Source organism: Oryzomonas japonica, assembly GCF_008802365.1.
Taxonomy (GTDB): Bacteria; Desulfobacterota; Desulfuromonadia; order Geobacterales; family Pseudopelobacteraceae; genus Oryzomonas; species Oryzomonas japonica.
The window spans coordinates 140,481-154,628 of sequence record NZ_VZQZ01000004.1 but is presented as its reverse complement, the minus strand read 5'-3'; the positions used below and the strand labels follow the sequence as shown (position 1 = coordinate 154,628).

Annotated in this window: 11 protein-coding genes and 1 riboswitch; of the genes, 6 read left to right on the top strand and 5 right to left on the bottom strand. The window is 47.6% G+C overall.

Annotation, left to right across the window (positions count from 1 at the left end; all coding sequences use genetic code 11):
* Positions 1–3 precede the first annotated feature (3 nt).
* Together F6V25_RS08225 and F6V25_RS08220 are read left to right on the top strand one after the other, a co-directional pair.
* Complete coding sequence (locus F6V25_RS08225) at positions 4–1,677, top strand: hypothetical protein (RefSeq protein WP_151128136.1); 1,674 nt, start codon at positions 4–6, stop codon at positions 1,675–1,677.
* 2 nt (positions 1,678–1,679) lie between these two features.
* Entirely contained in the window at positions 1,680–2,537 is an 858-nt protein-coding gene (locus tag F6V25_RS08220) for a hypothetical protein (protein ID WP_151128135.1), read from the top strand.
* 1 nt (position 2,538) lies between these two features.
* Here the strand turns inward: F6V25_RS08220 and F6V25_RS08215 are convergent, their stop codons facing one another.
* Both F6V25_RS08215 and F6V25_RS08210 read right to left on the bottom strand, forming a co-directional pair.
* The gene (locus F6V25_RS08215) at positions 2,539–3,663 is read right to left on the bottom strand and encodes a DNA cytosine methyltransferase (RefSeq protein ID WP_151128134.1); all 1,125 of its coding nucleotides are present in this window, start codon (positions 3,661–3,663) and stop codon (positions 2,539–2,541) included.
* A complete protein-coding gene (locus F6V25_RS08210; RefSeq protein ID WP_151128133.1) occupies positions 3,660–5,465 on the bottom strand; it encodes an Eco57I restriction-modification methylase domain-containing protein in 1,806 nt (601 codons plus the stop codon). Before F6V25_RS08210 ends, F6V25_RS08215 begins: the two co-directional genes overlap by 4 nt.
* Before the next feature lie 651 nt (positions 5,466–6,116).
* On the opposite strand from F6V25_RS08210, the gene F6V25_RS08205 reads away from it, so the two are divergent.
* Both F6V25_RS08205 and F6V25_RS17525 read left to right on the top strand, forming a co-directional pair.
* On the top strand, positions 6,117–6,698 hold the full coding sequence (locus F6V25_RS08205) for a DUF4337 domain-containing protein (RefSeq protein WP_151128132.1): 582 nt from the start codon (positions 6,117–6,119) through the stop codon (positions 6,696–6,698).
* Between the two features lie 125 nt (positions 6,699–6,823).
* On the top strand, positions 6,824–7,675 hold the full coding sequence (locus F6V25_RS17525) for a cytochrome c3 family protein (RefSeq protein WP_151128131.1): 852 nt from the start codon (positions 6,824–6,826) through the stop codon (positions 7,673–7,675).
* 70 nt (positions 7,676–7,745) lie between these two features.
* On the opposite strand, the gene F6V25_RS08195 is transcribed toward F6V25_RS17525, so the two are convergent.
* Positions 7,746–9,590: a carbon starvation CstA family protein gene (locus tag F6V25_RS08195; RefSeq protein WP_151128130.1), complete on the bottom strand. Its 1,845-nt coding sequence runs from the start codon at positions 9,588–9,590 to the stop codon at positions 7,746–7,748.
* 318 nt (positions 9,591–9,908) lie between these two features.
* Between F6V25_RS08195 and F6V25_RS08190 the strand changes: the two genes are divergently transcribed.
* The gene (locus F6V25_RS08190) at positions 9,909–11,888 is read left to right on the top strand and encodes an asparagine synthetase B family protein (protein WP_151128129.1); all 1,980 of its coding nucleotides are present in this window, start codon (positions 9,909–9,911) and stop codon (positions 11,886–11,888) included.
* Between the two features lie 18 nt (positions 11,889–11,906).
* Here the strand turns inward: F6V25_RS08190 and F6V25_RS08185 are convergent, their stop codons facing one another.
* Positions 11,907–12,767 carry a diguanylate cyclase gene (locus F6V25_RS08185; protein ID WP_151128128.1) on the bottom strand — a complete coding sequence of 287 codons (861 nt, stop codon included), beginning with the start codon at positions 12,765–12,767 and terminating at the stop codon, positions 11,907–11,909.
* Between the two features lie 155 nt (positions 12,768–12,922).
* Entirely contained in the window at positions 12,923–13,261 is a 339-nt protein-coding gene (locus F6V25_RS08180) for a cytochrome c3 family protein (protein WP_151128127.1), read from the bottom strand.
* Between the two features lie 273 nt (positions 13,262–13,534).
* Positions 13,535–13,610, top strand: a riboswitch (cyclic di-GMP riboswitch).
* A gap of 72 nt (positions 13,611–13,682) precedes the next feature.
* On the opposite strand from F6V25_RS08180, the gene F6V25_RS08175 reads away from it, so the two are divergent.
* On the top strand, positions 13,683–14,036 hold the full coding sequence (locus tag F6V25_RS08175; RefSeq protein WP_151128126.1) for a hypothetical protein: 354 nt from the start codon (positions 13,683–13,685) through the stop codon (positions 14,034–14,036).
* The last annotated feature ends 112 nt before the right edge of the window (positions 14,037–14,148 follow it).

Below are 14,148 nucleotides of genomic sequence, written 5' to 3'. Positions count from 1 at the left end.
AACATGCCATCACATATGGGAGTTCAGACTTTTGCAACAGAGCGCAATTCACAAGTGGAATATTTTGTTCACTTCATACTTGATTATTTTTGCAAATGTTTACTAGAAAGTAAGGCTATTTTAGAATACGAAATAACGCAGCAAAAACAGTTCAAATCGGATATAGCGAGTGATATTTGGGATCACTATATATGCTTAAAGCGTTTCGATGATGGCCCTCAAATGCAAATTTGGTGTCAGACAACATGCTATAAAGGTAATGGTACAGGCAAACCTGAGCCAAATAAGACATATGAAGTTCGTGAAACACTAGTTGAAGCAATATCTATTCGACAACTAGCTGAAACTGATTCTAATATTGATTTAAGAACTATTCATTTCACGGTAGGAGATAGTGATTATACATACAAGTGGTTTCTTGGACTAAAAAACGCATCTTTTGATAAGTCTCTATATATTGGTCAACGTGGTTTTGACATTTTTAATGCTATTAATGGTGCGCTAGGACAATCATTTACTGAGGAAGAAAAATATGATGCGTTAAAATATTGTGTTGAGCAGAAAGATGAAATTGGCAAGTTTATATATTCTACAATCAGTGAGCTGAAAAGTTGGTGGTTCACAGACGGTTTTCCAAAATCTATTATGGCAGATCTCCAATGGAATATGGTCGGTAATGAATTAAAGCAACATTCCATAAATTGGCCTGATTTTTCAAGCATTCACGGTGCTGACATAAAAGGGCGTACAAACAAATTTATCTTTGATGAAGAAATTACAGAGACGGACCCTCTGATTCCGAAAACCGCGGCAAAATTACTACAGAAAAATCCTTTCTTGGCTGCTGCTATCGAAGTTATTGGAGAATGGGACTTTTTCATTGCAAAAATATATGAACTTCAAACAAAAACATCATCACTTGAAAGTTTCGTCCAAGAAATTTGGGATACTCCAGCACCTTTACGACTTGTTACAAGAAGACTACTGCTTAGGATACATGCTAGCGAAGCAATAACATATATTCAAGACATGGATATCGACGGAGTAACAGAGCATAAATTGTATGCTGGTGAATACTCTGATCTTATAACACGACAAATTGGTGCAAAAATTGTGACCGGCTTGATTCGTGCGGGTATATCAACTCCAGAAATACTCTTTGAAAGGATACGCTCAAGAGGTAAGTTGATAGTTAATCAAGCACGGTGGTTTGAATCTAAAAATGGCACTCAATTAAAGCCAAGTTTTGATTATGTTGAACTTGCACTTGTTTCTGCGGGTTTTAATGTTCTGTCACCCACACAAGCTGGGTTCAATGCTATCGGCTATCATTCGCAAATAGTTCAAGATACAGTGAAGCCATATACTAATCTGAAGATCATTCGTGATCAAAATTCTAATAATTTGTGTGTGCTTAAAGCTAAATATCTGAGGCAACAAGAATTTCCGAGAAGATGCAAAGAAGAGGCATTTGTCGGATTGACACTGAAATATTCATTTCACGATAATTTCATCAAAAAGCTAAATATTCCTCTAATCATGTTTATAGACATGGCTCCCGATTGTAATGTGCCTGAATATGCAGTTAGAAGATTGATGTGCTTCGGTTGGGATATCACTTTCTCAACTGATAATTTAATAAGCTATCTTAAAAAACAGAGATCGGTATCATATTAAGGATGTCAATAACGTTAAAGACATTGAGAGATGCTGCAGCTGTTTTTTGCCCTGAATTAGCGGCTATCATTGAACATGACTCAGAGATTACTCAATCTACATGGTTAACCAGCTTACAAACTGGTAAGGCAATTGAGATGCTGAGTTTGTGTGCCTTAGCATCGTCAGCAAAGAATCTTGGGGCAAATATACATGTACCTTATCTGTTCGTGAACAAGCCTGATTTATATTATGTGAGAAATGTTATCCCACGACACCATGGTGCTCAGCCTGGGCATGAAGCTACAATCGAAAACTTGTTATTGGAAGATAGGTTCGTTGCAGCAATGACTCCTAGATTGTTGGTCGAGATAGGATCTCGTGTATATGGAGTTTATAGGGAAGGATTTCCAATTCATCTGATTCATACATTGAGGAATAAAAAAGCTGAATATTTTGATCGTCCTGATATTTTAATAGTTGAAGGTAGTGTGGCTGCTATATTAGAGAGTTCGGACAAAGTAAATTTTACTTACGCATGTTCGCTGGGTAAATGCAATGGAACATTAAGGGTAAAAAACGATATATCATTACCAATAATATCGTACAACTCGGACTTACTTGGTGTGCTGCCGATTAAGGGAATTATTGAATGTAGTGTCGGTAAAGGGAATTATCACGCAGAAAAACAGCTCAATAGATATTTGGAAATATTTTCTGGCAGCGACATCCCACTGTCATTATTAGTAAATGGCAGAAATAAACGATGTGATTCATATGATTTTGAATCATGTGTGGACATGGCAAGTACAAGCATTGATGACTTTTGTAGCATGTTGTCTGGCACTATGGATTCGTATGCAAGCAAACTTTTCAATTGATTTACATGTGACTAAAAATCTCATTGAACAAGTGAAACGCAAAGAGTGGCGGTACGGCATTGCCGATTTGTCTCGCCTGTGAAGTTATTTTCCCTTCAAAAGAAACCCAATCTGGGAATGTCTGAAGTCTGGCCTGTTCACGAATTGTTAGTCTCCGTGTCCCTTTAAGCTCTGGTAAAGTTGTCTGACGTGAATTAGCTACTTTCGATTTCTGAATCCAAGGTGGAATTATGTTGCGCAAACATTCCTGTAATTCGTTTTGTGGTTTGCGAAACTTTACTTCTTCTTCAGGAATTGGCCCAGGTATGAAAGCTGAAGTGGCAGGGAGTTCACATAACGCAAACTCGTCACCTCGGACACGAAGGGTAAAAGCTGGCTCAGTGTGGGCATCACGATTTCTTGGACCTCGCATTTGAGAGTTTGCTCTGTGTGCGAAATAATTGCCTTGAGGTAGTAGCAGATCGCTTAGAACAGAATTAACTGAGTTGAATGGTTTAAGATCATTATTGAAAAGATTTTGCTGTGTGGTCGCTTTCTTTTTGTCATAAAAACAAGGTTCAGGCCATTTGAATGTTTTATTCAAATTGTTTCCCACGAAAACGGCTCTTCTACGCAATTGGGGCACACCGTATTCGGCCATATTGACAACTTTGTAATCAAATGAGTAACCAGCCGTAGCGAAATCCTCATGAATTTGCTTCAGAATTACGCCATTTCCTATGTTTATAATTCCTTCGACATTTTCCATTACAAACCAAGTTGGCTTGTAGTAGGCAACCATACTTACAAAATGTTTATATAAATGATTTCTAGGATCGTCCACAAACCGTAATCCACGTGCTAATGAAAAGCCTTGGCATGGAGGACCTCCTATAATTACGTCAACTTCACTAGGGCTACTTTTGGGTCGCCATTGTTCAATATCGCAACATGCAACATCTATAGCGTCAGGGAATAGCCTACTATAGGTGTCTATTGAGTCTTTATCAAAGTCAACAGCACCTAGAGGGCGGCCACCAGCCATAGCAAATCCAATACTAATGCCACCGGCTCCTGAGAAGAGGTCCAAGCAGGTCGGTACTTTAGCACTTGAAGTATATTTTATCCGCTCAGCTAGGCTACTCATTGGTTTCCATCCATATAAAATTCCTCTACGAGCTTATCTAGCTTATACGTATCATCCAACGTCTCACCACTATTTAAGATATTGTTAACTTGATCAATTATACGTTTTCTCAAATCAATTCGTTCAAACAGATCTGATGGTAACGGAAAGTCTTTTACAAAATTCTTTTTAAATCTAAATCTACCACCTGAAGATAGGTTCCCAACGCTAGAACATATATTAACAAAATATTTTTTAGCTATACTGCTGTTCAATATTGCAAGTAATACCAAATCATCAGAATCAATAAAATAGGACCCATCAATGACAAGCACATTACTAGAGCAAATAGAGAAACGCTGTTGAGATGACAGATCAGGGAAAATTATTTTGTTATGGAACATTTTTTCATAATAAGCACAAGTTCGTAATTTGTACCAATCGTCAGCATTTTTTACCTCTGGTCGTTGTAACAGCTTATTTTTAAAGCCAACCAAGTAGTTTATTATCTCATCTGGTGGAGCGTCTGTTTTTTGAGGAGTAAATATCAGATAGCTCATTTTTTTAGATCCACACCAGCGATTTATATCTGCAGGTAAAACAATGGGCTTGAGCCATTTTTCTTGGATATCTTCTGAAAAGTTGTTTAATTCATCCGATGTGAGAATGAATGCCTTAATACATCCAGGCCTTATCCCAGAATATACGTTTAGGCCAAAATCACTTAATGGCTTACAATTTCTATAAGTTTCATTGTATTCAGAGAGAACCTCTGAAGATTCATGTATGGACCATCCATAAGAATCGGGTATATCAGCAATTGCGGTACCAATTTGTAGCTTGCCAGAAGATAAGAGTTTAAGCGTATCTAAGTCATTAACGTGCGAATAACGTATTAAATGTGGTTGCTCAGTTTTTTTGCGAAGGGTGTAAATAGCAGAATGGATAGAAACATTCTCAAACACCTCTATTTCATCAAGATCAATTAAAGCAGTTATTGCAGATGTTTTCTTTAAGAATGTCCTCAATCGTGAGCCGCTTTTTGTTTTAGTAAAACCAATAGGTGATATAAATGAAAGCACCCCTTTTTCTACAAGCGACTGAACGCCACTTGCAATAAAATACATGTAAAGATCTGCAGAACCATAATAACAACTCGGAAATTGGCCTTTTATAAAATTTCTATAGCTATTTAGTATTCTGGTTGCACGTACGTATGGCGGGTTTCCAATTACTATATCGTATTGTTTGGTATCGCTGTTAAACCCATAATTTTCACTATGGATTTCGAGAGTATCTCCAATTGAATAAATAAGCCGACCTGAATCTAGGTACTCAGATAAAGATAGCTCTTTTTCACTCAATGCAATTTTTATCGCACAAAGACTTAAAAAAACACCTGCTGGCGATGTATCAGTAATTGAGATCCATGGAAGTTCATTGACACTTGATAGCTTACCAAATGCGCCTGAATACACGTCAATTATAGCAACTGGAAAAGATCCAGCACCGACACAAGGGTCAAACCACTTCAACAAAAGTAGTGACTGCTTATCAATTTCTTCAAATTTAGATTTGAAATATTCTTCTGTAGCGAGTTTGACCATAAACTCGGCTACATAGCCAGGTGTCTCAACTACGCCATCATCATATTTACTATTATCTATCAATGCCTGATCAAAATAAGTGTGTGATAAATCGTATTGGCTGATATCTGTAATATCAACTGATTTGCTCAAGTCTCCAATTTTTATTATTGATGGCTCTAAATCTTTAGAGACTGACAGTTTACTTATAATATCAATGGCATGAGTCATTTTCATTTAATTTACCCTGCTTTCAGAAATGAAGTATCTCTATTACTTAGTATACTAAGGGGGATGTTCATTTCAGAATACCATCGAGGTGTGACAAAATAAGTCATTTGAAAAATTGCACGTATATTCAAATGTCAGAATCTGCAGCTTGCCGAGGAGCCACTATAGCATTTTTTCACACGGTTTCCCATTAGAAAGCCTCCCTGCCGGTTCTGTCTTTTAAGTAATCTCCATTGATAAAGGCCTCTGCCTCACCCATGCTTCGGTATGTGGAGAGGTGCCGATACTCACTGGCAACATTGTCCCATTCCTGAACGGCAACCCATCCGATACCTGTTTGAGGTAAGGAACTGGGTCAGCCCTTGAATTTGGAATACTTGAAGGTATCGTAACAACAAAGAAACATCGACGCGCCCTAAATAACTAGGCAGGATGGTCATGTGCGGCGGCCAATAGGGGGACAGGCAACATATACGTCACCGAGGTGCCAATAAGTAGCCTGTCCCCTTATTGGCTCTCGCCTCGGTGGGTCAAAATCCAATGCCGATTGACATCGGTGTATTCTGAGATAATCATTAATCAACTATTTTCCCACACCATGCTGCCTCTGTAGCACTTTTCATTGCTCTCGTACATGCAGATGAAGGGAGACGTCTTATGCCTGAAGGCCCAGAGATCGAAACTGAAAATTTGCACGAAGCAATTAAAGAAGAACTGGAACGGGAGGGGGGAACATTTCTCAGGCTCATTTCAATTACCACTGCAATTCTGGCAGTTCTCGCCGCTATTGCATCGCTTCAGGCCGGAGCTACTGTCAACATGGCACTGGTACTGAAGACGGAAGCGACGCGACTACAATCCGAGGCATCGGACCAGTGGGCCTATTACCAAGCCAAAGGCATTAAGGCAGCGGTCCAGGAAGCGTCACGCACGGCCTGGTTGGCCATTGGCAAAGAACCTCCCGCCGCTTATGAAGAAAAAATGCACCGCTACATCGAAGAGCAAAAAGAGATTCAGGGCAAGGCACTGGAGAAGGAACGAGAACGGGACGAGCGGCTAAAGGAATCCGATCACCTTCTCCATAAACACCATGGCTTTGCAAGTGCGGTCGCCCTCTTTCAGGTCTCTATTGCCTTGGGCGCCGTGGCGGCACTTACGCGCTACAGATTGGTCTGGTTTGCTTCGCTGCTCGCCGGTGGAGTAGGCGTAATACTCTTTGTCTGGCCAATGTTTCAATAAAGAGGCAAACGGCCCGGCCAATAAGGGGACAGGCAACAAATACGTCACCGAGGGGACCATAAGTAGCCTGTCCCCTTATTGGCTCTGCGAAGATACCAATCCGCGCCAGGTATCGCAAGAGAGGGATGGCCGTTATGACAACGTTTAACTGCCTGATTCGTCTGACTATCCTCGCGCTCGTTCTCACGTCATGCAGCCAATTAAGGATCGATGTTCAACAGAACAGCGATCCGGCCGCCAAGGCACCGCATTCCGACTGCCTGTATTGCCACTCGGTTGCCAAACCGGAAGGGGAAACGGCGCTTTTCCCTTCCTACGTCGACCCCTCGCATTTTTGTCTCGACTGTCATAACTACACGACAAACCACCACCCGGTAAACTTTATCCCAACCATGCAAATCAAGCCGCAGTTTCCACTCTATCTCGGCAGAATCGAGTGCCTCACGTGCCATGAAATGCATGGCGGCCCGCAACACAAGGGGACACCGATGCTCTTACGGGGAGGCCCGTACACTGACGTGAGAACGATATGCTTCAATTGTCATACTGCTGAGCAATACGCCACGATAGATCCTCATGTCATGAGGCAGGATGATGGAAGTCAAACCGTCGTCAATGGCAAGGTGGTATGTCTATACTGCCATGAATTGGAGCCGGACCCTTCGCAGGACCGGGCGAATATGGTGTTATTCAAAGCAGATGTGTCATTTCTCTGTATGAGGTGCCACACTCTGATGCATACAGGCTATTTTGAAAAGCATTTCCTGCTAACGCCACCGGACGAAATCAAGAAAAACATCGCCAGACCGGAAATCCAGGAAAGGTTTTCGCTGCCGCTGGTCCCCCGGGGACGCATTACGTGCACAACGTGTCACAACCCCCATCAGGAAGGTATCATTTCCTATGGGCCTTCAGCCGCGGGGGCGGATTCGGTCCACAGGCTCAGGGACGAGAACGTTTGCATAGGGTGCCATTAGTTTGCGGCACCCCGGCCCTCCCGGGGGATCGGGCCTCATGGAATCATAACGGCGCTTTCCTGCCGGCTTTTCAGGCCAGGGGCAGATCGTCAGGCGCATGGGCAGGGACCACCGGACAGTAGATGTGTTCCCGGTCATCGTTCATGCCGAGCGGTTTCTCCGTCTTGAGCAGGGTTATCCAGACGCGCACATTTTCCACGATGATGATCGTCACCAGAACGATGATGACGGCACTGAGTATGGTGTTGAGTATCATGCCCTGGGCCAGGTAGAGCTGGATATTCATAAAGGCCGCCGCGAAGGTGGTCACCGTGACAAAGGCGCACGGCACCGCAGTGATCAGCGCATACCGCTTCTTGGCCGAGGTCCTGAGGATGATCGTGGTCCCGATGGCCAGCGCCAGCGCCGCCAGCGTCTGGTTGGTCACGCCGAACAGGGGCCAGATGGAGGAGACATCGCCCGTGTAGAGGATATACCCCCAGGCAAAGGACACCCCGCCGCTGGTCAACACCACTCCCGGTATCCAGTCGGTCTGCTTGAGCGGGGCATAGACCTTTCCCAGAATATCCTGCAGGATGTAGCGCGCCACCCGGGTTCCCGCATCTATCGTGGTCAGAATGAACAGCGCCTCGAACATGATGATGAATTGAAACCAATACTTCATCGTATGCTGCAACCCCGCCCCAACGTGGGAGAATATGTACGCCGTGCCGACCGCCAGCGAGATCGCGCCGCCGGGGCGGTGGGCAACGTCCAGGCCCACCAGCCGGCACAACTCGGGCAGGTTCTGCACCGGCATGTTGAGCTTGGCAAAGGCTGCGGCCGAGGAGTTGATGGCGAAGTAGTCGTTGGGCACCAGCGTCACGGCGGCCAGGAGCGCCATCACGCCGATGAACGCCTCCGTCAGCATGGCGCCGTAGCCGATCAAACGGACCTGCCCTTCCCTCTCCAGCATCTTGGGGGTCGTGCCGGAGCCGATAAGGGCGTGGAACCCGGAGATGGCGCCGCAGGCGATGGTGATGAAGACGTACGGCCAGACCGGGCCGGGGATGATCGGGCCGCCGCCGGCAATGAAACGGGTCACGAAGGGCATCTGCACGGTGGGATTCACAAAGAACAGCCCCACGGCCAGCCCCCCGATCACGGCGATCTTCATGTAGGTGCTGAGATAGTCGCGCGGCGCAAGCAAAAGCCACACCGGCAGGGCCGCCGCGCAAAAGCCGTACAGCGGCAGGATGATCGACAGATTCTGTTTGCTGAAGGTAAACCATCCGGCAATGGATGACTCGGCGATCGGTCCCCCGAAATAGACGGCGGCCAGTATGGCGACAACGCCGAAGGTCGTCCCGGACAGAATGGCTCCCGGTCTGATCCGAAACATGTAGACGCCGGTGATCATGGCGATGGGGATGGTCATGGCGATGATGAAAACGCCCCAGGGGTTGTTGAACAGCGCATTGGCCACGGCCACGGCCAGGCCGGCCAGGGCCACGATGATGATAAACAGGGTGACGAATGCGGTGGTAATGCCGGTGAGCCTGCTCACATCCTTTTGGGCGATGACCGCCAGGGACTGCCCCTGATGGCGGACCGAGGCGAAGAGTATGATCATGTCGTGGACGCACCCGGCGAAGACCGATCCCAGCAGAATCCAGAAAAATCCGGGCCCCCAGCCGTACTGTGCCGCCAGCGTCGGCCCGATGAGCGGCCCCGCCCCCGCAATGGCGGCGAAGTGATGGCCGAAGACCACCCATTTGTTGGTCGGGACATAATCCTTACCGTCGTTGCAGGTAACCGCCGGCGTAATGTTGCGGTCGTCGAGCATCAGGACCCTGGCGGCAATGAAGGCGGAATAGTAGCGGTACGCCAGGGCGAGGATACAGAGGGAGGATATGAGGAGATAGAGGACACTCATGGGTCAGACCTTTCGTGCGACGTTTTGGGAGCTTTACCCTGCTCCCTTATTTGGGGATTGCACTTACGCGGTGATGAACAATTCGGCAAAGCCAGCACGGCACTAACGTCGAAATTCGGTTAACGAGTGTTCATCCGTGCAGGAGGAGCATACAACTGTGAGATGAATGTGTCAAATTGGCACAATGAAAGGCCTCTGGAGATGTTCCAAGGGGCTTTCTTTGTGTGATAACAGGGGGTTTGGTGGATCGGCATCCGGCGGTAATTATTTCAACATTTTCTGGATCGGGGCGACATTTCTAACATATTGAAACTGCATTTGAATTCAGTACTTATATGGGGTAAAATTAATAGCCATGAGTTTGATGGGCGGCAGGGGGTGATGGGGGCAGCTCAAAAATGGCCCGTCATCGGCGGCTATCCCGATAGAAGTACTTATGGAGTAAGCGAACCCTTAACAGGCAAAAAGTTTGCAGGTGTGTGGGAGGGGAAAATGGCTCGATGGTACATGACATCAAACGAGAATTCACATCGACAAGCCGAAAACGCATGCAGGAGAGCGGGACTGAACTCCTCAGGGCATCGTTCCACCCATAATTGCCATGTTCAGGCATACCTAAAGCGTGCCGTTGACACCAACAACCTTGTGACATGTGGAGAAGACGATTGGATCTGCTCAGCCGGCACGATCATTTACCGGTCCAGGCTTGGTCCTTCGGCGCTTCGAGACTTCTATTCCGATTTCGTCAACAGTGGCATTGAAGCTGTACGCTCAAAGGCAATCGGCCACTACGCCGTCGCGATCAGGCATAACAATAAAATAACCGTCTTCACCGATCCTCAGGGTGCGATTTCTCTGTATTACTCAAACATGGATTCGTGCTGGAATATTTCAAATTCGCTCGATATCTGTGCGCAGATGTTGCCAGAGCGAAAAATAAATCCAATAAAACTGGCCATGACCGCATTTGAGAGCTGCACCCTGGGAGAAGAGACTTTCTACAGGGGAGTGAGACGACTTTTCGGCACCCAGACGATAACTGTCGACCTCAACGATGGAGTATTCAAAGTAAATAACCTGCCAGATACCCATACCGCCAAGCAAAAATATTCATCGATTTCCGATGCGGTGGAAGGTTATAAATCTGAGGTTCAGGCGGTGTTCCGCGAGATAACGGCGGTCGGCTCTGTTGGGCTTTTCGGAACGGGTGGACGCGATTCAAGAACCGTCCTGGCGGCATTATTGGATCAGGGGGCGGCTCCTAAAATCATGTATGGAGTCGGAAACAGCGACCTGACTGACGACCGCCCAATTGATCTTGAGATTGCAACAAAAATCGCCGAAACATTCAACCTCCCTTTCCAGCTACTGGACTGGTCCGGGGAACAGCCATACGATCAAAACATTTTACAAGAGTTATTCCAGACTTACGGCTTCCAGTATGAGGTTTATGGAGCTTCCCGGTCGTTGTTAGAGGAATTAAGCGGCGGCATTTCACCTTATCCTGATCTCCTGCTCGGTGGGCGTGGCGTTATTACGGCATGCAGGAGACCATGGGCACAAGCGCAGAGAAACTATACGATCAACGACCTCATTGAATTCAATATGTCTTCCGAAGGCAAGAGCCCAGATCTTCCTTGCCGGGAGCTATATAGATCCGAATTCATCCAGGATCTGAGAGAGGGGTTGCGCCATGGCGGGATAGAATTTCCTGATGAAGCACCATTAGAAACGTTCGTAAAAGCCGCCCTTTTCCTTTACATCCGCACCGATGCAAGGTTTCTGAACTTTGCCAATGAGTTTTGCCACTATATTGACCCACTAGCGTTGAAGTGTCTGCACGATTCACTGTTAGAGATGCCATTCGAGTATCGATCGAACGATGCATTCCAGATACGGCTCATTCATACCTTGATGCCAGAGCTCTTAGAGCTGCCCGTATGCACTACGCATAGGCCGGCAAAAATTAATCTCAAGACTTTCGAGTTGGAATTCCTGGATGTTTATAAGCAAGCGTTTCTGTCTCGCCTTGCACATGCCGTTTTACCTTCAGCCTGTATTGAACCGGCAAAAAAGGTGTACCACTTTGTAAAAGGTAACAAGGAACGCGAAAAGGTGCTATTGCCAGATGACAGGAAGCTCAAGAGCAATAAGATTATGGAGACGTATGGTAGACAGGTGCTGAGCGACCCGTTGTCCACGCATTATTTGACGACCACAACTTTCCTGAAAATAAAAGCGGCGGAGAGATTTGCGCACTATCTGGCCGGGGTGAATGCTCTGGGGTATCAGGAATAGCCTTTCAGGTCTGTCCCGTTAGGCCCGCGGATACACGGCATATTCAACGCCGTTTTTCCCGGCACGTTTTACGTCGTACATGAGTTTGTCCGCCGTCGATATGAGGTCATCGAGTTCGCATGCCCCGTCCGAACAGGTTACGACTCCCATGCTGATGGTGGTGGGCCACTTGTTGAGTTTCGCCAGCCGGTCCAGTGCCTTCACCAGATCCAGCGTTACCGTCTTCACCGCCTCATGGTCCGTCGAGGGGAAAAAGATGGTGAATTCGTCCCCGCCCAGCCTGGCGATGATATCCGTCCTCCGTATTTTTTCCCTCAGGCAGTTTACCACCGACTTGAGCAGTTCATCGCCTTTCCGGTGCCCGTACCTGTCATTCACCTTTTTAAAGTTGTCGATATCGAAATAGGCAATGGAAAAGGGTCTGTAGTCGCGCCGCAAGCGCAATATTTCATACTCCACAAGCTCGGTGAAGGCTCGAAGGTTCATTGCCCCGGTCAGCGCATCGGTGCGGGACAGAATCCGTTCGTTGTCCAGAAGCTGGTGGATCTTGCCTACCATGACGGCGACGACGCAGAAGATGCCGAGCGTCGACAGGTTGTTCCATACGGCGGCGAGCATGTTCGCCTGATAGTTGTACCGCGTCAGAATGGCGGTGCACAGTATGGAAGCCAGCAGCCCCCCGCGTTTGCCGGCAAACCAGGTGGTAAAGGAGATGGGGAAGAGATAGAGAAAGGAAAACATGTATTCCGGCGGCGTCAGAACGTCCAAAGCCCCGAGGAGCCCACAGCATATGAGCCCTATAACGGCATTGACGGTGCTCCCCAGCCGGTAGAGGTAGTCGAAAAAGCGGGACGAGATGGTTTCCTGTTTATGCACCATGTTCACCCAGAGAGGTTATTTGGATAAATCATGCCATGTTTTCCCCCTATTTCAATCGATGAAACATTTTAAATGTATCAACTTAAATCTTACAACACCACCCGGCGGGCGCGGTCCCGGCCTTTCAAGCCCCGTCCCCATGCATGGCAGCCATCTCATGGAGCGTCCTTCTTCATCGAGGTGTAGGTGGGGCCATGGCATTCCTTGCAGTCCACCGGCCCCTTTTTGCCCTGGTCATGGCAGGGGATGCAGATTTGGTGGGCGACCTCCTTGTCCCAGTTTTTGATCTTCCACTCCTGGGCCGTATGGCAGCGGAGACATTCACGATTGCTCCACTTCTGATGCCGCCAGTGTTTGAAGATCAGATAGAGGTCGCCCATCTTGAGCTTGATGATCTCAGGACCGGCATTTTGGGGCGCATCCGCCGCAACAAGGGCGGCGGGCGTCCCGGCCGTCGCGAGAACCACGGCGAGAACCACGGTGAGCTTTTTCATGATGTGACGCCTCCTTTCGGGGCTCGGTATGAAAGCGATGTGCTAATTGTAATGCACAAATGAAAACTCGCAAGAAAGCGCGGCCGGTGCGCCTTGCCCGGCCTCATGCGGGACATGGCCGATAAGGCCGGTGGAGCGGCAAGCGGGTGCGCCGTGAAGGGATGTCCCTCTGGATGTGTCCCGGGAAGGGGGACGCACATTCTCCCAAAATGTGACGGCCGTCACATAATATCTACCCGGGCAGGGGTAGAGTGAATCAACAATTGCATAGGGTATCGACAATACTAAACCATCCGCGAGGGTGGGACGGAAAGCCCACGGGTCTTACAGAGACAGCCGGGTCGCCGAAATATCAGAATGATGATATCGGCGACCCGGCTTTTTTTGTGCCCACAGATGGAATAAGGAAAAGGAAGAACGTATGCAAGCACACCACCAAGCAACACCCCGCTTGTTCCTGGCCGCTGCGGTCTGTGCCCTGCTCTCCCTGCTGCTCGCCCCCCTCCCCGCCCGCGCGGAAAACGTGCTTTTCCTCCAGGCCCCGGATCAACAACTCCGGGAGCAACCCGCTCCCCAGCTCCCTGCCGCGAAAAAAGCCCTCCTGACCCTGAACGACGACGGCAACGTCATGGTCCACTACAACAACGGGGTATCGCTCACCTTCAGCTACGAAGCGGGGGGCAGTCCCCAGGAAAGCCGGATAAAAGCCCCTCCTCCCCGCCAGGAGGTCGCCAGCTTGGGCGGCCTCAGCGTCAGATTCGGCGTCGCCTTTTAGCCGCTCCTTCCCCCCTCCCTGAGCTACCGCCCCCCCCGAGTCCCACCCGCAGAACCCGCCTGAGGGAACACACAAATAGACTTTGTTAATGGAAACCTGGTGTGGTATAGCA